This is a genomic window from Enterococcus sp. DIV0176, assembly GCF_050528535.1.
GTDB lineage: Bacteria > Bacillota > Bacilli > Lactobacillales > Enterococcaceae > Enterococcus_B > Enterococcus_B thailandicus.
This window is the reverse complement of record NZ_CP172879.1, coordinates 475,106-495,776: the sequence shown is the minus strand read 5'-3', so window position 1 is coordinate 495,776 and position 20,671 is coordinate 475,106. Positions and strand designations below refer to the sequence as shown.

The window sequence follows — 20,671 nt, the reverse complement described above, 5'->3', positions numbered from 1 at the left end:
TACCTATTCAAAATAAAAAACCTGAAAATATCTCTTTCAGGTTTCCCAAAAAATTGCCCTATATTTCCATAAACGATAAAGAGTTATAAAACAAGGCTAATTATTTTTCTCTGTAACTCATAGATATTGCAGTAGGTGTCTTGTCAAAGCCGCCTACATAATAGTAAATGGGTGTATTTCCAATAGCTATTTTTTTATTAGCTAACACATAATGTTCATAATTCCAGTTCGTAACAGCTAATCCAGAAACGTAAGTAAACACCAGATAAGTCATTTTGGGTGACTCAGGTACCTGTTTTAACTCTACTCTGTGTACTGTGTCAAAACCAATTCCTTTAAAATCTATACAAAAAATTTCATCCCGAATTGTCGGATGACTTTGTATTTCTTCATGACTAAGCTGTATCATATCTTCATCTGTTAGTTTTTTCCTTCTAAAAAAATTGAACACTAACATTCGCTCCTTAATTACGTTTAATTTTCATCAAAATTGTTCTTACCATGCTTCTTTTTAATCCCCAAAGCAACCAATGCAATAATTTGAAATACCAGGTTATAGCCAATCAGCTATACTCTGTTGGACTCTAAAATAAGTAAGTAACTAACTGAACCTAATTAAATGAAGAGATTTGATTATTCAAATTTTGGATGTAAAATTATAAAACTTAATATCTAAATCATCAGTGAAATAAGTTTTAACAGTGTTAACTGCGCACTCACTTTCCTCTTCTGCATATTTAATAGCCCATTTATAAATTATGTCCCACAATTCCAACTCATCAACTGTCAAAGTATCCCCGTCCATAATACTTAATGTGTATTTTGTAAAACCCATTAGCAAATCAGCTAGTTGAATCATGTATTCATCCTCAGATTTTGCGAATTCAAATGTTTTCACATTTTCGTAATTGTTTATCAGTACCCTATCGCCTATAGGAATCATCTTTAAATCTTCTCCGTTTGAAAAAGTTAATTTTGCCATATCTTTAAATGTCTGAAAATAGCCCCTTAGTTCATCGTGCACAATAGCTATTTCAGCGTTTTTCCCAACAAAATTGACATTTTGAAAAATATCTCGAGCAAAAGGCGCTGTTAAAGCTAAACTAGTCTTAATTTCCCCGTTATCAGATACTGTCTCAAACTCATCAATCATTTGATAGAGATTGTATTCACTCAAACTACTAGTTATGTCAGAAAAAAAACTGATTTCACAATCACTTAATAATTTTATAAGTTGGTATTTTATAATTTTCATATGTTCTATACTGGTTGTACCATTTTTTACGAGCATAGAAAAATTATCTAGTACACCGTTGTCATGATTATATAAAGTTTGCTAAAGAGGTTTTAACTTTAAATTCAGAAATGAAGCTGACATCGAGTCTAGGGTTGTATTCTGGATCAAAAAATGTTTCAACTAACTTAATAGAGAGCAAAAATTTTTTATCTGCTATCCATATAAAAGGAATCACTGAATCCTGTTTTAATACATTTGTTAATATATCTACTACTGCTCTCCTTCCTTTCAAGTTTTTTATTATTTTACTAGATTTTAATTCCTTATTACTTTGTCTTTGAAGACCATTCATCCAATTTAAATATAATTTGTTTATATTCTCTAATTGGTGTTCAGCAATTAAAAATCCTCCGTATATAAAGTATGGTTGTGACAGATCTAACCAGTTTGCTCCAGTGTTCCCGCTTTCATCAATGTAAAATATTTTTTTCATGTAACATCCTCATTTTAATAGTTTTTTATTATCATATATTACTTTAAATCTGACGTGTAACCTATTTTTCCCTCTTGAGTATGAGATACACCTCATGCTAAATAGTTAGGAAAACTTAGACCATTTAAATAGAACAATGACAGCTAAAAATCCCCGCTAATTGTATACGTCAATTTTATTTTTTTCATAAAGCACATATTTCAAGATATTTCCCTCACGTTCCTGGACATGGACAGCAATCGGATGATAGTTCTCGTGAAGCCAAGGCGTACCAAAATTATTCACATCATCATTCAAATCAAGACCAGCAACAACGTAGTCGGTCTTCTTTTCTTCTACATATTTATTTTGTTGATCCATACTTTCTTGATAAACTTCGTAAGGGATATTGACATTCATAAAATACTTGACGCTCGGAACAATATTGGGGATTACAGAAAATCCATAATCAACAAAGCGATAGTTTAGCAGAGTCACATCTTCCTTGCCTTTTAAGTATTTAGCAAATTCTAACTGCGCTGGTACTTTTGCATTTGGCTTTGTATTTGCAGCATTTTTTATTTGAATGCTTGGTCGATTAGTAAAAAAGCGCATATCTCTAAAAGTATCATTTGAAATAACCATCAATAGGATTGCAAAAATAATGCCCCCTGGTATTAAAAATTTACTTACTTCAGGCCGTTGCAATTTATATCGAATTACTAAATTTTTCAACAATAAACAAAAACCCAAAAATCCTACTAATAATATGGTTAAGTCCAACAAGAGATAATAGTTCAATGGAATTCCACCATAAAAAACAAAAAAGTTAGTGCATAAAAACATAAACAGCCACAACACTTTAAAACGAGTTTGCTTAAAGATTGCCTTTGTAAATAAAAGGTAGACAGACCCAATCATCAAGACAGCTAAACTAATTTTGTTTGGCCACATCAAAGTAAAAAATATCTTTAATGTATTAAAAAAGCGGCTAACTATATTTACATTATTTCCCTGGTCAACTAATTGTGGATACAACACCATATTGAATTTGAAATAAACAAAATACATTTCATGTAACGCATGGTTGACTAAAAAATAGATGATAATTGGAATGCTGACTAACAAAAATCCCAGCAAGCTACAAATCACTGCTTTAAGTAACTGCTGATAATCTTTCCTTACTAGATAATAGATTCCAAAAAAGAGAAAAAAGGCAATCCACGGACTGATCATAGTATATTTTATCCAAAATACACATCCCATCAGTAAGCCTTGAATGAAATATTGCTTCCCTTTTATTCTTTCATCCGTATTAGAGATAGATATGATTAAATATAAAAGCCCTAGCACAAAAGGAAAAGCAAACTCTTCTGCACTATCTCCTGCACGAAAATAATCCTTATTTAGCAAGATTATTGGTGATAAACAAGTAACTGCAAAGGCTATTTTCTCTGAGAAATAATAATTACAAATTTTAAAAAATAAAATCATCGAAATGGCAAACGAAATACTTTCTAATAGATAAACACCGAAAAAAGAAGTTGTACTCAACTTGTAAGCCATCGCATGAATGAAATACAAGAGTATCCCTTTTTGTTCAAATAGATCTTTATACGGCACTTGCCCATGAGCGATTCCTTTACCGACTGAGAAAAAAGCATTGGCATCTACCCAGTCATTTATGAAGTAGAGCGGAGAAGATTTGGAAAATATCAGCATGATTAAAAAACTGAATACAGTCAGAAATACAGAGTATTTTCTTTCCCATAATTTATGATTCTCGATTTTGAATAGTATTGTCATTATTCCCCTTTCATAGCCCGCTACCTTTCTTGATTCATAGAAAAAAGAGGAGTTTTTTAACTCCTCGTAATGCAGGTAAAGGATCTATTTTTTTCTTATTCTTGCACTTCTAAAAAAACCTTCCGTATCATTTTTAATTATATCTCAAAAACTTTGTGCTATTTAAAACAATCTAAAAAAATTTATTTTTGAGCATAATTGTGAATACGCCATGACTTGTCCATTTTATACAAAAAATGCAACGGTTATCTAAAAAATAAGGATACAGATAACTTTCAATCAATTTTAGCTTTAATAGTCCAGAATTTTGTCATGTTTACAGTGACATGATTGCATTAGGAAAAATTGATAATCGCGAGTCAACTGATAAAGAAATTCCAGAAGCAATTAAAAAATTCCTTTATTGGGGAATTGCTATTCCAAAAAATGAAGCAACAAAAAAAAACCCTCGTTTTAAAGGGTTATTTTTCTTGTTTTGGAAGCGTTCAATACAACATAGCTCTAAAACTTTGCAATAAATTGCAAAATTTCGTAATCACACTATTTTCCCATAGCAATACTTCAGTCTGAATGCTTATTTAACAATTTTTTTATCCAATTGGACAACCACCATTGTCTCTTACTGTCCCTTTATAAATCCCTACATACCACATTTTACCTGTAGAAAAATCTTTTTCATAAGACCATGATTGAAGGGTTAATTGACCACAATAAACTCCGTCATTATAAATAATTGTATTTGTTAGGCCACCTAAAGTAGCTGATTTTTTAGTATAATGAATTACTTTACTACCAAAAGGTACTATAGATACCGAGGAAGTAGTTACAGGCGTCGTTTCAACATCTGCACTTACAGAATTAGAAAAAGATACAATCCCTCCTAATGCAATTAATGAACATAAAGCAATTTTAAATCGTTTCATTGTGATTTCCTCCTTATTTTTACTATTTGTTGACAATCGTATCTAATCTCGATGGAATTGGTAAAGGAAGGGAATTATGATAAAAATAGCCCTCATAGTAACCAGTTGTACCATAGTGACTTGGCAATTCTCTGTACTTACTTAACCACCCTCGATAAGCTCCACTTTGAAAGAACGCTAATTGTGGTGCTGGGCTTCCTGTCTTTACCCAACCGCTTGTCCAGTATCTAGTTAAAGTTGCATATGGAGATATGTTATCTAAACCGTTTTCTTTCAAGTCGAAAATATCAAGGATTTCAACAGGATTAGTGACAATAGTTTCTGGATCCATAGAAGTTTCTTCTGCTTTAACCTCTTGGCTAGTAAGTGACACAACAATTGAACTCAAACAAACTAAACACCATAAAATAACATTTTTCTTCATAAGTCACCTCTTATTTTTATTTGGTACAATTTAAATATAAATATATCATTAAAAAAAAGAAAATAATATCATTGTTTTTTTAAAAAAATAAAATAAAAACAAAAAACGTCTTTTTATCAACTTGTTTTTTTGAATTTCCATTAATTTTTATTTTGAAAAAATAATAAAATAACTTAAAACATGAAATTAATGCGATTTATAACAAGCTATTTTCATAATATAAGGACTCTTGTTAAAATTACATAACAACAAAATGTACAAATTCTCTTCCACGCGATATTTTTTGTATATATTACTTATATAGTCTGTATAAAAAAAGTGTTATTGATTGTTTTTATTTTTTATTATGCTAGGATATAATAAAGGAGTGACTTAATTATGAAAAATAAAAACATTGTTATTTTTATATCTTTATTAGCTTTCTTTATTGTTTCACTAAGCGCATGTAAGTCTGAAAAAAACAGCAAAATAGAAAATGCTGAGTTGAACCAAGTAACTAATGGCGGGACTCTACAAAGTAGAGGTAGTTACAAACTAAAAGATGGAACCCTTCAAATCTTCAAAGAACTCCAAACGGTTAAAGATATCAATCAAGATCCCTCTGATTTAATTATTTCTGACAATGAAAGAGAAGAAATAATTAAATTATTGGACAATGAGCTTTCAGAAGAAGATAAACAGACGGATCAAAATGAACTATTTCAAACATACGAGAAAGAAATAAAAAAAGCATATGTCCAAGTTGATAAAAAAAAGGAAAAGACAGTTATTTATGCTGACGATTATAAAAAAGAATTTACCTGGCTAGATGATCAAGGTAACCGACTTGTCGATTCCAATAAAATTGAATATAGTTTTACTAAGGAATAACAGTCCTACTGTTCTATAGCTATACTTTTAAATAGGTAATGCTACAAAAATGAAAAACACGTTGCCAAAATCTTTCTTAAGATTTTGGCAACGTGTTTTTGGTTAGCTATTTTAAGCGAGTGGGAATCTAAGTTCTTCTTTTTGTTGTATTTCTTGATATTCCAGCCTAACTCATTTTTACTCCTTGATGTCCTCTAATCAGGAATCGAGTGAAGCCTAAATGACTCAAAAATTCAAGAAGTAATTCCTGGTAATTTATTCTTATTTATTGGAGCTGAGTATTTCTTTCACAACTTTATATACGGTGTTCCCAAAGCAACTTCTTCGGCAATAAGTCCTCTTTTCTTAAAATATGGAAAACTATTTTTAGAAAAGCATTTTTATTACTTGAAGCTGATCGCTTTGCGCCACAACCTTTTTCACGGTGTTCCCAAAGCAACTCCTCAAGATAGTTTGCATCCACTTCAAAATATGGAAAGCTATTTTGAGTGCCTGCTCACTATCTTTTCGGAGCTAACCGCTTTGCGCCACAACCTGTTTTACACAGTTTTCACATCCATCACAGCCGTCTTAGCCTTCATTTCGCCTGTTTTTTCCAAAACAAAATTTTCTACATGATCCATATTAGTTAAAAGAACCATCATTGACGTTTCTTTTCCAGCAGCCTTGATTGCATCAAGATCTGCATTTGCTACCAATGTATCAGTCGTAACTTTTTGTCCCTCTGTCACCTTCACGTCAAAGGGCGCACCGCCAAGATCAACAGTATTAATCCCCATATGAAGTAATACTTCGATACCATTTTGTGTCGTGATACCAATTGCATGTTTTGTTGGAAAGACAGATTGAACTGTACCAGCAACTGGAGAATAAATTTGTCCGTTTGTTGGTTCAACGAAAAATCCTTCACCCATCATTTTTTGCGCAAATACAGGATCACTTGCTTCTTCTAATGACATTACTGTTCCATCAGCAACAGCTGTTAAGACAACTTCATTGGTTGTTGCTACATTGTCACTTGTTTCGTCTGCTAACGCTTCTTTTTCTAATTGTTCTTTCGGAATTCCGAAGAAGAATGTTGCCACAAATCCACCTGCGTAAGCTGCAAGTAAACCTAGAACATAGCCCCACCATTTACCATCTGAAATTAATGGAATCAATGCCGCACCTGAAGGACCAATAGCAATCGCACCAACATTACCAATCATTCCGATCACTGCCCCACCGATACCACCACCAATACATGCGGTGATAAATGGACGGCCAAGAGGTAATGTCACACCATAAATCAATGGTTCACCAATTCCTAAAATACCAACTGGTAAAGCGCCCTTAATCATTTCTGTCAATTCTTTATCTTTTTTGCAACGAATCCATAAAGCTAGCGCTGCACCAACTTGCCCTGCACCTGCCATCGCAAGAATCGGAAGCAATAGTGTGCGACCTGTTTCATCAATCATTTGAACATGAATAGGTGTCAAAATTTGGTGCAATCCAAACATAACCATTGGCAAGAATAATGTTCCTAAAACAAACCCTGCAAATGCTCCGCCGACATTTAGCACCCAATCGATTCCGCCAACCATGCCGTCTGAAATAAAGCCAGCTAATGGCATAATCAAGAAGATTTCCACTAAACCAATTGTAATTAGAGATAACGTTGGTGTCACGATAATATCAATTGAATCCGGTATCACTTTGTGCAATTTCTTTTCTACTATTGAAAGTAACCAAACAGCAAAGATTACGCCAAGAATCCCACCTTGACCAGCTGCCAAAGCTTCACCAGTAAATAAATTTTTCAATGGTGCTTCTGGATTCATTCCCGTTAGCATCACAACGGCACCAATTACCCCACCAAGAGTTGGTGTAGCACCGAAAACTTGTGCTGCGTTAATCCCTGTGTAGATAACTAAGTAACTGAACATTCCGTTTTTCAGGATATTCATTACATCGATATATTGTTGCCAAGTTGCTGCATCAAGATTTCCTGCTGTGACTAAGTTAGCTAATACAGCGGCAATCCCCGCAACAATCCCTGTACCAACAAAAGCTGGAATCATCGGAACAAAGATATTAGAAATATCTTTTAAGATTGATTTGATTTTTGATGGTTTTTGTTTTGATTTTTGAGCTGCTTTCATTGCTTGTGCTCGTTCATTTACCAAATCCTTACCAGAATTGGCTGAGTGTTCTGCTGTCCCATGTTCCGGCAATTTTTCGCCTAGTTTTACACCCGCAAGATCAACCATTTGCTGTGCAACTTTGTTTACTTTCCCCGGGCCGATAATCACTTGTAGTTGTTCATCTTCAACAACACCCAGGACACCTGGAATCGCTTTTAATTTTTCTGTGTCAACTAGTTCGTCATTTTTGATTTTCATTCGTACACGTGTCATGCAGTGGACAATGCTCTCAACATTGTCCATCCCACCAGCTTCTTCATAAATGCGTTTTGCTAATTCTTCTAAAGTCAATTCATTTTTAGCCATCAGTCGCTCCCCCTTATAAGGTTCCTTTTACAAAACCATTTGCTTCAACCAATTTATCCTGTGCAGTTTCTTTATCACTATTTGTTAAAATCATAACAATTGCTAATTTCACATTTTGCTCTGCTTCATTAAAGTATCGCTCAGCTGTTTCATAGTCAACCTCTGTTGCTTGCATGATGATTCGTTTTGAACGTTCCACTAATTTTTCGTTGGTTGGTTTAACATCGACCATCAAATTATTAAAGACCTTTCCAATACCAATCATGCTGATTGTTGAAATCATATTCAAAATCAATTTTTGAGCTGTACCAGACTTCAGGCGAGTTGAACCAGTCAAAAATTCTGGGCCTGCATCAACTTCGATTGGGAAATCAGCATGTTTACTGATTTCAGCATTTTTATTGCAAGAAATCGTTGCGGTCACTGCACCAATTGAGCGAGCATAATCTAAGCCGCCAATAACATATGGTGTACGTCCGCTTGCGGCAATTCCGATGACCATGTCATTTTTTGTTAAATTTAAATGAATCAAGTCTTCTTCTCCAAGCTCGAATGAATCTTCTGCACCTTCAACAGCTACAGTCATTGCTGCCTCGCCACCTGCGATTAAGCCAATCACCATTTCTGGCTCAACGCCAAATGTTGGTACACACTCTGCTGCATCTAGTACGCCCAAACGACCACTTGTGCCTGCGCCCATGTAAATCAAACGTCCACCTTTTTTAAATGAGTCAATCGTGTGCGCAATTACTGGTTCAATACTTCCTAGTTCTTTTGCAACTGCCTCTGCGACTTTTTGGTCTTCACGATTCATCAACTCAACAGCTTGTGTTACACTCATCTCGTCTAGTCCAAATGTTTCTTGATTTCTACGTTCCGTTGTTAAGTTATCTAAATTAATTTTGCTCATCTTTTCTTCCCTCTTTACGAATTAGTTGATAGTTGACGCCTGCATGAATTTGGTGAATCAATGGTAAGTCTTCTGTAACCACTTGAGCCACGACATTCACTTTTTCATCAGCTGGTAAATTTCTTTTGGTTAATTGAATCTCACCCATATAACGAAGATAGTTTTCATTGTCGATCGTAATGCTCCCGACCGTTCGTTCAATCGTTTGCTTAGGTGAAATTTGTGGAATTTTTTTAAATCGTGCATCAGCACTTCGAATGACATCTCTCGCCTCATCTTGGCGATTGACATGCGTGCCTAAGACTAATTCAATCAATTCCTCATCAAGTACTTCTACTTGTAATGAAATCATTCGGTTATTTTGATAGGTTGCGAATTGTTGCTGTACTCTTTCTGACAAACCTGCATCACCAATGTAAATCAAATCAGTTTTACACTCGGCTAACTCTAGCGCTGCTGCTAATGGATGGACACCACGATGTTTTTCTAAAGTAGGTAACCCTTGATATAACGGGCCTCTTAAATCAGCGTCACCAGCAACAAATCCTTGAATTGTAAAGCCCTGATCCGCTAACCATTGATTTTTTTCTTGATACCATGACTTGGCTAAGCCAGTTTCTGGACGTGGATAGTAATTGTGCCACGCTTCAAGATTAGAAAAATCCGCTTGATATTTTTTCAACTCACTAATATCTTCTGGTGTAATCGTGCTAGCATTTAAACTAATTTTCAGCTGATGTGACCAAACAGCAATCTGTTTGTTAGACAATTCATAGTCCATTCGTAAGCCCGTCACGCCGATTTCTTTTAGTGGCGTTAAATCGGTCAACGAAAACCCAGCTCGTTTCAACGCATCTCCTGAAATATCAACCATTAATTCGAGCTGATTTTTTTTTGCTTCTTCGCCCAGTTCTCTTAGTCGTCCTTGATAAGCACTGACATCATCTTCTGGAATATGCATCGAAGTAAAGATGCCAATAAAACCACTAGTTGCCATTTTATGAATATACGCTTTTTTTTGTGGAGTTAATGGCTCATTCATGAATATTGAAAACCCAAACATGTTCATCCCTCGCTTTATGTATCCGTCTTCATTTCTATGAACAGAGTATAACGCTTAAGAAATGAAATTTCAACACTTTTATAAAAATAATTAAATTTTATTTCTTAGATAGATAAAAAAATAGCGTGACTCTGACCTGGTCACGCCATTTTCAATCATTTAGTTATAAGATAATAGTTCAGTATTTTCTACAAAAAAATCAAAAAAGGTTTCGTTTGGCATTGGCGTAAAATACGCATTGATTGCCCGAATCAACGCATTGTGGCAGACCAACAAATAAGTATTTTCTTCATCTGCTAGACATTCCTGTAAAACTGGCACAACACGCGCATACATGTCAAAGAGTGACTCACCTTCTGGAAATCGTACCCCAAATTCTAAACGTGCTTCTTGAAATATCGTTTCATGGCTAGGCATGCCATCATATGCACCAAAATCCATTTCCATCAAACGTGGGTCAGCCGTCAACGGTAACTCCACTTTATCTGCAACAGCTTGTGCAGTATCTTTTGCTCGTTGTAATGGCGAATGAATAATTTTAGTTACTGGTACCTCGAGTGTCGCAACTTTTTCTGCTAATGCGACTGCTTGCTGTCTACCTTTCTCAGTTAAAGGAACATCTGCTCGTCCGCAAACAAGACCTTGAACATTCCAAGTAGTTTCTCCGTGCCTAGTTACATATAACATGTCATAAAACTCCCTTTGCTCTTCATCTTTGATTTTTATAAACTACCTACAACATACCAAAAGCTTTCATCAACGTCCACCTTTCAAGAAAGCAAGAACTAGTTGACTGGCGTTAAAGTAATCACTTGATTTGCGACTTTCTTCAAGAAAGTTTGATCATGTTCAACAAAAAGCATCGCTGGCTTGACCGTAAGCAATAGTTGTTCTAATTGCTTTTGATTGAATACATCCAAATAATTCAATGGTTCATCCCAAATATATAATTCAGCAGGTTGTGCTAATGATTTAGCTAGCTCAACTTTTTTTCGTTGTCCCATACTCATTTGTTCAATTTTATTATGAAAAACTTCACGTTCCATTCCCAGTTTCCGCAAATTGTTCAAGAAAGCTTGATAGTCTACTTGATTTTTTTCAGCAAAATCACTAAGCGTTCCACGATTGTCTTCATAATTTTGGCGAACATAACTAATTCGGAGATTCTGAGGATAGCCCACTTTTCCTTCGGCTATTCCTTGAAATTGATTTAGCAAGTAGTAAATTACTGAAGATTTTCCAGCACCATTTTGACCAGCTAATGCAACTCGTTCTCCTTGCTCAACCGTAAAATTAATTTTTTCAAACAATGGTGACTCATAGCTCAATTGCAACTCTTCTACACTCAACAAGCGTTTATGATAAGAAGGCTGATAATTCATTGTCAACGCATCAATATATTCAATATCCTTTAACAATTTTTCTTTCTCCCCAATCTGGGTTTCCATTCGATTAACAATGGCCTTGGAGCGTTTCATCGTTCGAGCAGCGTCTGCACCAATTGCTCCGAGGTTTTTTCGGCGATCTTCAGTATCAACAAATCCGACACGTTTCTTCGTTTTATCGCCTTCACGCGAACGAGACCATTCTGCTTTTTCTGCAGCTGTTTTCTTCAACCGACTAACTTCTTTTTTGATTTTTTCATTCTGCGCTAGTTCAAATTCATCACGAAGACGTTTTTGTTCTTCATAAACAGTAAAGTTTCCTTGATAGAGTTCTAACTGTGTTTTTTCAATTGCTAATACATGATCCACCACTTCATCGATAAACGCCCGATCGTGGCTAACTACAATAAATCCTTGTTGTTTCTTCTTCAAGTATTTTGCTACTTGTTGCCGACCAGCTAAGTCTAAATGATTGGTTGGCTCATCAATCAAAGGAAAACGGGCTTCGTCCACAAATAACAATGCCAATAAAACTTTTGTTTTTTCGCCACCAGAAAGAGTATCAAACGGACGCCATAAGATCTCCGGATTTGTTTCCATCAAGTTCAACTCGCGTTCAATTTCCCAAATCTCAAAATCAGTTACATCATTCAAGACATAATAAGTCAAGCGACTGGTGTCTTGTGTTTTTTGCGGAAAATAGACAAATTCTTGTTGATGGACGATTTGTCCTTGATAAGGTAATTGGTTTTGTAAAATTGTTAAGAGTGTTGTTTTACCACGACCATTTCGGCCAATCAATCCCAGTTTCCATTGTGTATCAAAGTTTAAGTTTGCTTCATTAAAAATAGTTGTTTCTTGGTTATCATAACCAAAAGTCAGTTGTTTTATTTCGATTTTAGACATCAATAATTCACCTCGTAAAAAAAGACCAGTCCTATTTTCAGAACTGGTCACAAAGGTACGGGCGCAAAAAAAGACCCCTCCATTGAAAAACTAGCCAATTCTGAAAATCTGCACACTGCTCCCTTGTTTCATCAAGGTACAGTCTGAATGCAGCTTCAATCAATTGACTTATTTTTTCAATGCACGGATCCCTCACTTTGGTTTATTTGTCTATTACGTTAACACAGATTTAAAATTTTTGTCAATCAAAAAAATTAACGACGGATAAGTTGACAAATATTTCCCGCCAAAATAGCAATATTTTCCATTGTTCGTTCATGCTCCATTGCCTCACGTAATCGAATTGGTCCTAATTGAATACTAAAAACTGCTGGCAAATAGTTGGTTAATTCCCCTAAATCGGGCTGGCGACTGCCGCAAAAAGCAATAATCGGTTTCTTGTATTTTTTCGCTAACATGGCTACACCATAAGGAACCTTTCCATGGATTGTTTGCTGATCGATTTTCCCTTCACCCGTCACAATCCAGTCTGCTTGTTTTACTTTTGCTTCTAGTTCGATCATTTGGCTAATCAATTCAAAGCCATTAATCATCTGTGCCCCAAGTAAAAATAACGCACCACCTATGCCACCAGCTGCTCCACTTCCCGGAATTTTTTCAAGGTCAATTTGATATTCTTTGGACCATTGTTTCGCTAGTTTTTTTGCCTGTTTCTCTAAAAAATCGATTGTTTCAGGTGATGCTCCTTTTTGTTTACCGAATAATTTTGCTGCTCCTTTTTCGCCAGTATACGGGCTAGTTACATCCGCAGCAATTCGTAATTTTGTATGAGAAAAGTGGGCTTTACTTGCCTGAAAATTGACTTTTTCCGTTGTCAGTAATGGGTTGCCATCCTTTACGCCTTCAAGCTTTGCACCTAAAGATTGCAGTAAGCCCAACCCGCCATCCGAACAACCACTTCCACCTAGTGTAACGATAATTTCATCAACTCGTTGTGCTAACGCATCCTTAATTATTTCTCCTAATGCAAAACTAGAAGCTAAACGAATTGTTTGATCTGTTGCTTGTTCCAGTAAATCAATACCAATCACTTCAGCAGACTCAATCACTGCGATTTTTTTTCCCTGCCACTGGGTAATCAAATAGTGACTTTCATGTTTTCTAAATAACAAGTCTCCCCCAGAAAATTTTTGCCATTTTCCACCTAATGAATAGAACAAAGCTTGTGCTGTCCCTTCTCCGCCATCTGCAATGGGGACGTTTATTAACTGGTCAGTTGAATGAACGGCTTGCCAGCCACGAGCAACCGCTTGATTTAATTCAAATGAAGTCGCGCTTCCCTTAAAGGAATCAATTGCAACCAAAATATTCATTTACTTCGCCTCCTGACATACTTTTTTTAGATTCTCTTTCTTTCAGTTAGACACTTTTCTTCGTTTTTATCAAACAAAACAATCCTAATTTTTGCTTTTTTTCTATATACTAGAATAGAACGGTTTTAAGAAACGAATTTTAAAGGAGAGAACTGACATGAAAATTGCTATCGCTGGTGCAGGCGCAATGGGTAGCCGAATCGGACTAATGCTTCATCAAAGTGGGAATGACGTGATTTTGATTGATCATTGGCCCGAACATATTGAAGCTATTCGAGAACATGGCTTGGTTGCAGACTTCAATGGAGAAGAAGTTGTTGCCAAAATTCCTATTTATTCACCTGAAGAATTGATTGAAAGTCAAACACAAGTTGATTTGATCGTTGCATTAACTAAAGCAAATCAATTAGACGACATGTTCCACGCAATCCAATCAATTATTACTGAAAAGACCCATGTTCTTTGTTTATTGAATGGTTTAGGACATGAAGATGTGTTAGAAAAATATGTTCCTAAGAAAAACATTTTATTTGGTATCACAATGTGGACTGCCGGTTTGGATGGACCAGGGAAAGTAACCTTATTGGGAAATGGTGAAATCGAATTAGAAAATCTTGAACCTGAGGGCGAAACTTTTGCGCATGAAGTCGTTCGTGTTTTTGACGAAGCAAACCTAAATCCGGTCTATAGTCGAAATGTTCGTTATTCGATTTGGCGCAAAGCTTGTGTCAACGGTACACTAAATGGCTTATGTACGATTTTAGACTGCAACATCGCTGGCTTTGGGGAACAACCCGTCGCAAATGAGATTGTTGAAACAATTGTTGCAGAATTTGCTGCTGTTGCTGCTGAAGAAGGGATTCAGCTTGACCAACCAGAAGTCAACGAGCACATTGCAGCAACTTATGATCCTGCAAATATCGGTCTTCATTACCCTTCAATGTATCAAGACTTAATCAAAAATCATCGTTTGACTGAAATTGATTATATAAATGGTGCTGTTTGGCGCAAAGGACAAAAATATGGTATTCAAACACCTTATTGTGCTTTCTTAACGCAACTCGTTCATGCAAAAGAAGGCCTTTTGGGGGCAAAATAGAAAAAAGAGCTGTGACATCAGTTGATTTTGTCGCAGCTCTTTTCTATTTTTACTTTATTCATAAAAAATCTATACAAACTTTGGAATAAGCTAACTTTTAGATTTACTCAAAGTAGCTACATTGTTATTATTTATTTGAAGTCTTACTTCATTCGGTTCATCATAATCTGAATACTCAAAATACCAAATCAGTTTACCATTTTCTGAAGAGCTATTTAATAATTTGTGTTCGTTCACTTTTCCCTTTTTTACTGAAACAAGTTTTATATCTGTTGTGTTTTTAGCAAACTCAAAAGGATCTATTTCTACTCTAAACATCGTTGGAAAAGCTTGCCCTTTTACTAACTCACCGTTTTCTACTATCGTTCCCGTATATCTTATTTCCGGAAAATTTTCTACATTTCTTGTACTCAGCGGTAACTCCCATTTCCCTTCAGTTGTTACAGTTTCTACATGTGAAAATCCCTGCTTAACTTTTTTAGTATTTCCTTGAATCGTTCCTGTGATTTTAGTAATTTCTATCTTCTGCTTATCCTCTGCAGCTAAAAATTCAGTCTGATAATTATTTAAAAAATAAGTAATTTCTAAAGTCCTATTTTTTTTATCAAAAAATTGATTTTGAGTGTATGCCCCTACCATAGAGCCGTCATTCGTGTCATTGGAAAATAATATATTACTCTTGTCTTTGACTGAAAATCCTAAACTGTAATAGTTAATCTCAGGTGAGAGTAACTTTGAATTTTTAGGAAAACTAATACTAAAATGTAGACCTATTTGCTTTTTACCCATATATGATTCTTCTAAACTAATCTTTATTTCCTTACTTTGCGAGTGACTGTTGTCAGCAACAATAAAATTTTCTTCTCTCAATTTTTCGGACGAGAATGAGCCAAATTTCAAGTAATTTATGGCTTGTGTTATCGGAGAAATTCCAATAATTATTGACAAGGTGATTAGCAAAACTACACTTAACATAATCTTTTTGGTAAATCTATGTTTGATACCTTTACTAAGCTTGATTTTTGAATAAGCTACATCTACTTTATGTCTTACCAAAAAAGGAATTTCTATATCCTCTTTTTTCAAATTTTCCAATTTCTTTTCAAATTTCTGACTCATTAGATTTTATTCTCCTTTCAAATACTCTCTTTTTAGCAACTCTTTTCCCCTATAAATACGTGATTTAACAGTTCCTAATGGCTCATCTATAATTGTGCTGATTTCTTTATAAGAAAATCCGCTATAGTAATAAAGTAATAATGGTGTTTTATAAATTGGATTCAATTCTGTAATTAAATCACCCAACTTATCATTTTCAGTATTTTCTGTCGTAAATTTTTCATATGAATAATCTGGATCGTGAAACGAATATACATTATTTTTCTTTAGTATTTTATAGCATTCGTTAATCAAAATTTTGGTAATCCATGAATAAAAATATTTGGGCTGTCGCAACCCATTTATCTTTTTAAATGCAATGAGCATCGTCTCTTGTAAGGCATCTGCTGAATCTTCTATGTTCAAGTAACGTTTAGCAACCCCATATAATACTATTTCGTATTGCTTAACCAATTGTACAAATGCTTCTCCATCACCTTTTTGTGCTTTCTTTACTAACCAAGTTTCCTTTAACAACTAACATTCACCTTCCCTTTATGTACACACTATATTAGAGGAAATAAAGTAGCTAAAAGTTCCACAAATAAAAAAACAATCTATGACAAATTTATCATAGATTGCTTAATCGTATTGTGGCTTAGTTGCCGAATTTAATCAACATTTCCAACCCAATAATATGTTCCGTTTTGAGGATTATGATTAAAGTAGCACTGTGTGCCATTTAAGTATAAATAAGCATTCTTGTTTATTAATGTTCCTTCAGCAAATCCTGAATCTAGTGTGTTCCAAGCTTGTGTCTCAGTTCCGATTACTCCACCATCATTATGAGATTCCCAACGTAATAATGGTCCTGCAGAATTTATTGCTTTGAATAAATATCCTGCAAATCGCCAACCACTTCCTGAAAAGTAATCTGATGTGTAACTTGCTCCATAAGAAAGACCTCTAACTGTTGAAGGTGGGGTAGCTCTTCTTGGTTGAAGATTGAGGGGAGCAACAAAATCATCTGATTCTAGCACTTGGTCCATTTTATCTTTTAATTTCCCCCATGTAGTAGCACTGGAATCTGTCTCACTATTGTAATAAGCAACTACTTCACCTGTGATAGCAGAAGTTTCAATCATTTCTCCATGAAGAAATCCACCATCAGGTATCAGTAGGATACTTGCATCATCAGAATATCTATTATAGATTTCTTCTTGAGTGACAGGACCCGATAATGGTTTACCAATTCTTTCAGCTGCATGAACATCCTTACTTACACTCATACATAATCCAACACTTGCAAATATGGAAAGTAATAAAAACTTAGTCCATTTCATAACCATCCTTCTTCCTATTGTTATCGTTATTATAAATCTCAAAAGCAAGCGCTTACTATATTTATATGATAACTCTTATCCTTTCATTAAAAAACATTATTAATGTTTTTTAATGAAAATAAACCAACTTTTAAATAATCCTGCTATTATGTGTCTTTTTGCACCAATAACTCTTAAAATTTTTCTTATGTTAGTTGTTAAAAATAGTTATTTTCAATCTATAAAAATAGATTGACATCCTTTTTTTATTCATCAACCACAACACTTTTTATTAATTAGTGAAACTGATACTCTATACAACTAGTAATAAAAACTTGTAGTTACAATACATCAAGATAGATATTTTCTTATCCCAAATTTATTTGCTCTTTCACGTCATTTGCAATGAAAAATAGAAAATAGTCAATAAAAGCAGTCTTATTACTAAACTGTCGCTATAAATTTTTTTCAGGCAACCAATTAATTTTATAACTAATAAAGTTTCTAAAAAGGAGCTAAAAAAGATTTTATCCTGTAGTGTTCTCTTACTGAATGAAAAAGCAAGTTCTACTAACTTTAAAAAAAGAAATTACGACTTATATATATTTAAGTCGTAATTTCTTTTTATTTTCACCCTAAGTATCAGCTATTTGTAGTTGTCCTCACTTTTTCAACCTTGCCAGCAAATCTGCCCGGTACTCATAGCGCTCAAAAAGTAGTTCATCAGTAGCCAAGAAGCGCTTAGCCCAGTTTGGCGCATCAAAGAAATCAAGAATTTCTGGCGAAACTGACTGATAGGGCTGGTTAAGAAATTCGGGTAATTCATCCAAAGATCGTTGCGACAATAAAAAGATATTATCTGGATGGTAACATTGATAATCAAAAATCACATCGTTTCCAGTCACCAATTTCTTCTGGAAGTACATGGATTCAAATGTCCGCAATGTTACGCCCTGTTGTCCTGCACGAAGCAACTCTAAAATTCCCCGGCTTTTTGCCACTAATCTCAAATATTCCGAGTAACTTAAATAGCCAACTTGTTCGTTACCTCTCAATGGTAAAATAAAATAATTAGTCGTTACACCTCTTGCTGAAAAATCTGCTCGGTACTGTTCAGCAAGATTCTTTCGTCCATTATCAGTCGCACCAAAAAATAAATCTGTTGTGATTTGTTCCTTGGGTAGTTGGACATTTGTAGAATAGAAGGAGCTATTGTGCTTCAAACCTAACTCATGTGCTTCCAACGCATCAAAATGATAAACTTCATCAATCGCTGAATCCTTTTGTACTTGTTCCAATAATTCATAATGTTCTTTTTTAAAGTGATTCCAAAAGAAAACAACTATTTTTGCCTGAGTCAACGAACGAACTTGAGCAGCCATCGCCACTTCAAATCCAAAATCCAAAAAAATAATCAGTTGATATTGGCGAAAATTTGCAGCATTCATTCGTAAAAACTGTTCATCAAATAAGTCTTTTCCAGAAATCACTTCGAATGAGTCGATGAAAGGAAAAAAATATAAGTTTTTATCTTTTGCGACGAGTAAAATTTCATGAGTATCAGCCATTTCATTCTCCTCACTTTCCCATAAAGAATTTTCCTAATCATAGCTCTTATAGAAATAGAAAAGCGAATATTATGCTCTGAATGAATAAAATTAGTCTCTCTTTTTGTCAATTCTTTTCGTTTCTATCTTTCAATTTTATGACGATTTGATTAAAGTATCCAAAAAATTTTTTAGAATAGTTGAAATTGTCAGAATATTTGGTATTATTAAGCAACGTTATTTTTTATTCATGAAACACGTACAGAAAAGAGGTTGCTTATGGAAAATACAAAACTAAAAAAACAAATGAGTTCGCGTCACATTACGATGCTAGCATTAGGTGGCGCGATTGGTGCAGGTTTATTTAAAGGGAGTGGTGAAGCAATTAGCATCGCAGGTCCCTCCGTCTTATTAGCATTTGCTATTGGCGGCATCGTTTTATTTATTGTTATGACTGGATTAGGAAAACTTGTTTTAGATGGTGAGAACCAGCATGGCCTTTCTGGATTGATCCGCCCTTATCTTGGTGACCACTCTGCTGACTTTATTGATTGGGTTTACTGGTCATTATGGATGATCAACATTATTGCAGAAGCTGTAGCAGCTGCATCTTTTTTACAGCTTTGGTTTCCTAATATCCCTGCGTGGATCTTCGTGTTGATTTTAGCAGTCCTCACAACACTGATTAATCTCTATTCCGTGAGACTTTTTGCTGAGACAGAATATTGGTTAGCTTTTGCTAAAATCAGTGTAATTATTGCACTTATTCTTTTTGGTCTTTATTTAGTTGGACAACAGATGTTTGGCCATGGCGTTTTTCCCACCTTACAACAAATGACAAATCATGGTGGCTTTGCACCGCATGGAATGAAAGGAATCATTAATTCTTTGTTAGTCGTAATTTATTCTTACGGTGGTTCTGAACTGATTGCGATTACAGTTAGTGAAGCAGATGATCCTAAAAAAGCTATTCCTAAAGCAGTCAAAGGTGTGATGGGACGAATCGTTTCCTTCTATATTATTCCTTTGTTTTTACTTTTGATTATTTTCCCTTGGAACACACTGGCTAACAGTAACGTGAGTCCTTTCGTAATGGTTTTTGAAAAAATGAATATTCCATTTGCTGCGGATATTGTCAATTTTGTCATTGTTCTAGCTTTGTTTTCTTCCATCAATTCAGGTGTCTATGCTGCTTCGCGCACGCTGTTTTTCCGATTGAAAGATAAGAAAGGAGCTGCAAAAACCTTTGCAGTCCTAAATAAACATCAAGTACCTCAACGCTCAGTTTTCTTTTGCACCAGTGTTCTTTACCTTGGTGTCATCCTTTCTTACTTTGTCGGTGATGAGTTATTTGGTTATCTAGCAGGTTCACTTTCTTATACCGTATTAGTTATTTGGTTGATGATTGTTTCTGCTGCTTTTGTTCTTTCACTAAAGAAAGGTACTTTGTTCGATAAAAGTCTCAACCTATTTGCGCTAATTGCATTGTCTTTAATTTTCATTGGTATTTTAATGACCAATATACTTGGTGTTACTTTATTGACTGCTTTACTTTACCTAATTATCTTCTTTAGTTATCGAAAACCCAAAGAACCCTTCGCCTTATCTGATCAGTCCTAGCAAAAAAGAGAGGTGACAAAATTTTGTCACCTCTCTTTTTTCTAATTACTAGTGTTCAAGAAGCAATTCCTCAATAGAGCTTGCATCCATTTCAAAACATGGAAAACTATTTTAATGATTGCTA

General features: G+C 34.7%; 19 protein-coding genes. 3 read left to right on the top strand and 16 right to left on the bottom strand.

Annotated elements, in window-relative coordinates:
- Nucleotides 1-100: 100 nt before the first annotated feature.
- From IGJ66_RS02390 to IGJ66_RS02365, 6 genes are all read right to left on the bottom strand, one after another.
- Nucleotides 101-451, bottom strand: a complete 351-nt coding sequence (locus tag IGJ66_RS02390; RefSeq protein ID WP_430616778.1) for a hypothetical protein — start codon at nt 449-451, stop codon at nt 101-103.
- Between the two features lie 186 nt (nt 452-637).
- Nucleotides 638-1,255, bottom strand: a complete 618-nt coding sequence (locus tag IGJ66_RS02385; protein WP_430616777.1) for a DUF3800 domain-containing protein — start codon at nt 1,253-1,255, stop codon at nt 638-640.
- 67 nt (nt 1,256-1,322) lie between these two features.
- The gene (locus tag IGJ66_RS02380; protein ID WP_430616776.1) at nt 1,323-1,730 is read right to left on the bottom strand and encodes a DUF3800 domain-containing protein; all 408 of its coding nucleotides are present in this window, start codon (nt 1,728-1,730) and stop codon (nt 1,323-1,325) included.
- Between the two features lie 156 nt (nt 1,731-1,886).
- Nucleotides 1,887-3,515, bottom strand: a complete 1,629-nt coding sequence (locus tag IGJ66_RS02375; RefSeq protein WP_430616775.1) for a glycosyltransferase family 39 protein — start codon at nt 3,513-3,515, stop codon at nt 1,887-1,889.
- Between the two features lie 590 nt (nt 3,516-4,105).
- Nucleotides 4,106-4,438, bottom strand: a complete 333-nt coding sequence (locus IGJ66_RS02370; protein ID WP_430616774.1) for a hypothetical protein — start codon at nt 4,436-4,438, stop codon at nt 4,106-4,108.
- Between the two features lie 22 nt (nt 4,439-4,460).
- Entirely contained in the window at nt 4,461-4,862 is a 402-nt protein-coding gene (locus tag IGJ66_RS02365; protein ID WP_430616773.1) for a hypothetical protein, read from the bottom strand.
- 378 nt (nt 4,863-5,240) lie between these two features.
- Here IGJ66_RS02365 and IGJ66_RS02360 point away from each other — a divergent pair, with 378 nt between their 5' ends.
- Nucleotides 5,241-5,732: a hypothetical protein gene (locus IGJ66_RS02360; RefSeq protein ID WP_430616772.1), complete on the top strand. Its 492-nt coding sequence runs from the start codon at nt 5,241-5,243 to the stop codon at nt 5,730-5,732.
- A gap of 539 nt (nt 5,733-6,271) precedes the next feature.
- On the opposite strand, the gene IGJ66_RS02355 is transcribed toward IGJ66_RS02360, so the two are convergent.
- The 6 genes from IGJ66_RS02355 to IGJ66_RS02330 all read right to left on the bottom strand — a co-directional run bounded on the left by IGJ66_RS02355 (nt 6,272) and on the right by IGJ66_RS02330 (nt 13,861).
- On the bottom strand, nt 6,272-8,224 hold the full coding sequence (locus IGJ66_RS02355; RefSeq protein WP_430616771.1) for a glucose PTS transporter subunit IIA: 1,953 nt from the start codon (nt 8,222-8,224) through the stop codon (nt 6,272-6,274).
- Between the two features lie 13 nt (nt 8,225-8,237).
- Entirely contained in the window at nt 8,238-9,134 is an 897-nt protein-coding gene (gene murQ / locus IGJ66_RS02350) for an N-acetylmuramic acid 6-phosphate etherase (RefSeq protein ID WP_067485204.1), read from the bottom strand.
- Nucleotides 9,121-10,197, bottom strand: coding sequence for a DUF871 domain-containing protein (locus IGJ66_RS02345; RefSeq protein ID WP_430604897.1), 1,077 nt, complete (start codon nt 10,195-10,197; stop codon nt 9,121-9,123). The genes murQ and IGJ66_RS02345 overlap by 14 nt, the downstream gene beginning before the upstream one ends.
- A 159-nt stretch (nt 10,198-10,356) precedes the next feature.
- Nucleotides 10,357-10,884, bottom strand: coding sequence for a histidine phosphatase family protein (locus IGJ66_RS02340; RefSeq protein WP_067485209.1), 528 nt, complete (start codon nt 10,882-10,884; stop codon nt 10,357-10,359).
- Between the two features lie 98 nt (nt 10,885-10,982).
- On the bottom strand, nt 10,983-12,488 hold the full coding sequence (locus tag IGJ66_RS02335) for an Lsa family ABC-F type ribosomal protection protein (protein WP_349702607.1): 1,506 nt from the start codon (nt 12,486-12,488) through the stop codon (nt 10,983-10,985).
- A 254-nt stretch (nt 12,489-12,742) separates the two neighbouring features.
- Entirely contained in the window at nt 12,743-13,861 is a 1,119-nt protein-coding gene (locus IGJ66_RS02330; protein ID WP_430616770.1) for a glycerate kinase family protein, read from the bottom strand.
- Between the two features lie 157 nt (nt 13,862-14,018).
- On the opposite strand from IGJ66_RS02330, the gene IGJ66_RS02325 reads away from it, so the two are divergent.
- Nucleotides 14,019-14,960, top strand: a complete 942-nt coding sequence (locus IGJ66_RS02325) for a 2-dehydropantoate 2-reductase (RefSeq protein ID WP_430616769.1) — start codon at nt 14,019-14,021, stop codon at nt 14,958-14,960.
- Between the two features lie 90 nt (nt 14,961-15,050).
- On the opposite strand, the gene IGJ66_RS02320 is transcribed toward IGJ66_RS02325, so the two are convergent.
- The 4 genes from IGJ66_RS02320 to IGJ66_RS02305 all read right to left on the bottom strand — a co-directional run bounded on the left by IGJ66_RS02320 (nt 15,051) and on the right by IGJ66_RS02305 (nt 18,948).
- Nucleotides 15,051-16,079, bottom strand: coding sequence for a hypothetical protein (locus tag IGJ66_RS02320; RefSeq protein WP_430616768.1), 1,029 nt, complete (start codon nt 16,077-16,079; stop codon nt 15,051-15,053).
- Nucleotides 16,080-16,085: 6 nt separating this feature from the next.
- The gene (locus IGJ66_RS02315; RefSeq protein WP_270346328.1) at nt 16,086-16,595 is read right to left on the bottom strand and encodes an RNA polymerase sigma factor; all 510 of its coding nucleotides are present in this window, start codon (nt 16,593-16,595) and stop codon (nt 16,086-16,088) included.
- Nucleotides 16,596-16,729: 134 nt separating this feature from the next.
- Nucleotides 16,730-17,401: a hypothetical protein gene (locus IGJ66_RS02310; protein WP_430616767.1), complete on the bottom strand. Its 672-nt coding sequence runs from the start codon at nt 17,399-17,401 to the stop codon at nt 16,730-16,732.
- A gap of 641 nt (nt 17,402-18,042) precedes the next feature.
- Nucleotides 18,043-18,948 (bottom strand): oligosaccharide biosynthesis protein Alg14, encoded by a 906-nt coding sequence (locus tag IGJ66_RS02305; RefSeq protein ID WP_430616766.1) that lies wholly within the window; start codon nt 18,946-18,948, stop codon nt 18,043-18,045.
- Nucleotides 18,949-19,206: 258 nt separating this feature from the next.
- Here IGJ66_RS02305 and IGJ66_RS02300 point away from each other — a divergent pair, with 258 nt between their 5' ends.
- The gene (locus tag IGJ66_RS02300) at nt 19,207-20,547 is read left to right on the top strand and encodes an amino acid permease (RefSeq protein ID WP_075491879.1); all 1,341 of its coding nucleotides are present in this window, start codon (nt 19,207-19,209) and stop codon (nt 20,545-20,547) included.
- The last annotated feature ends 124 nt before the right edge of the window (nt 20,548-20,671 follow it).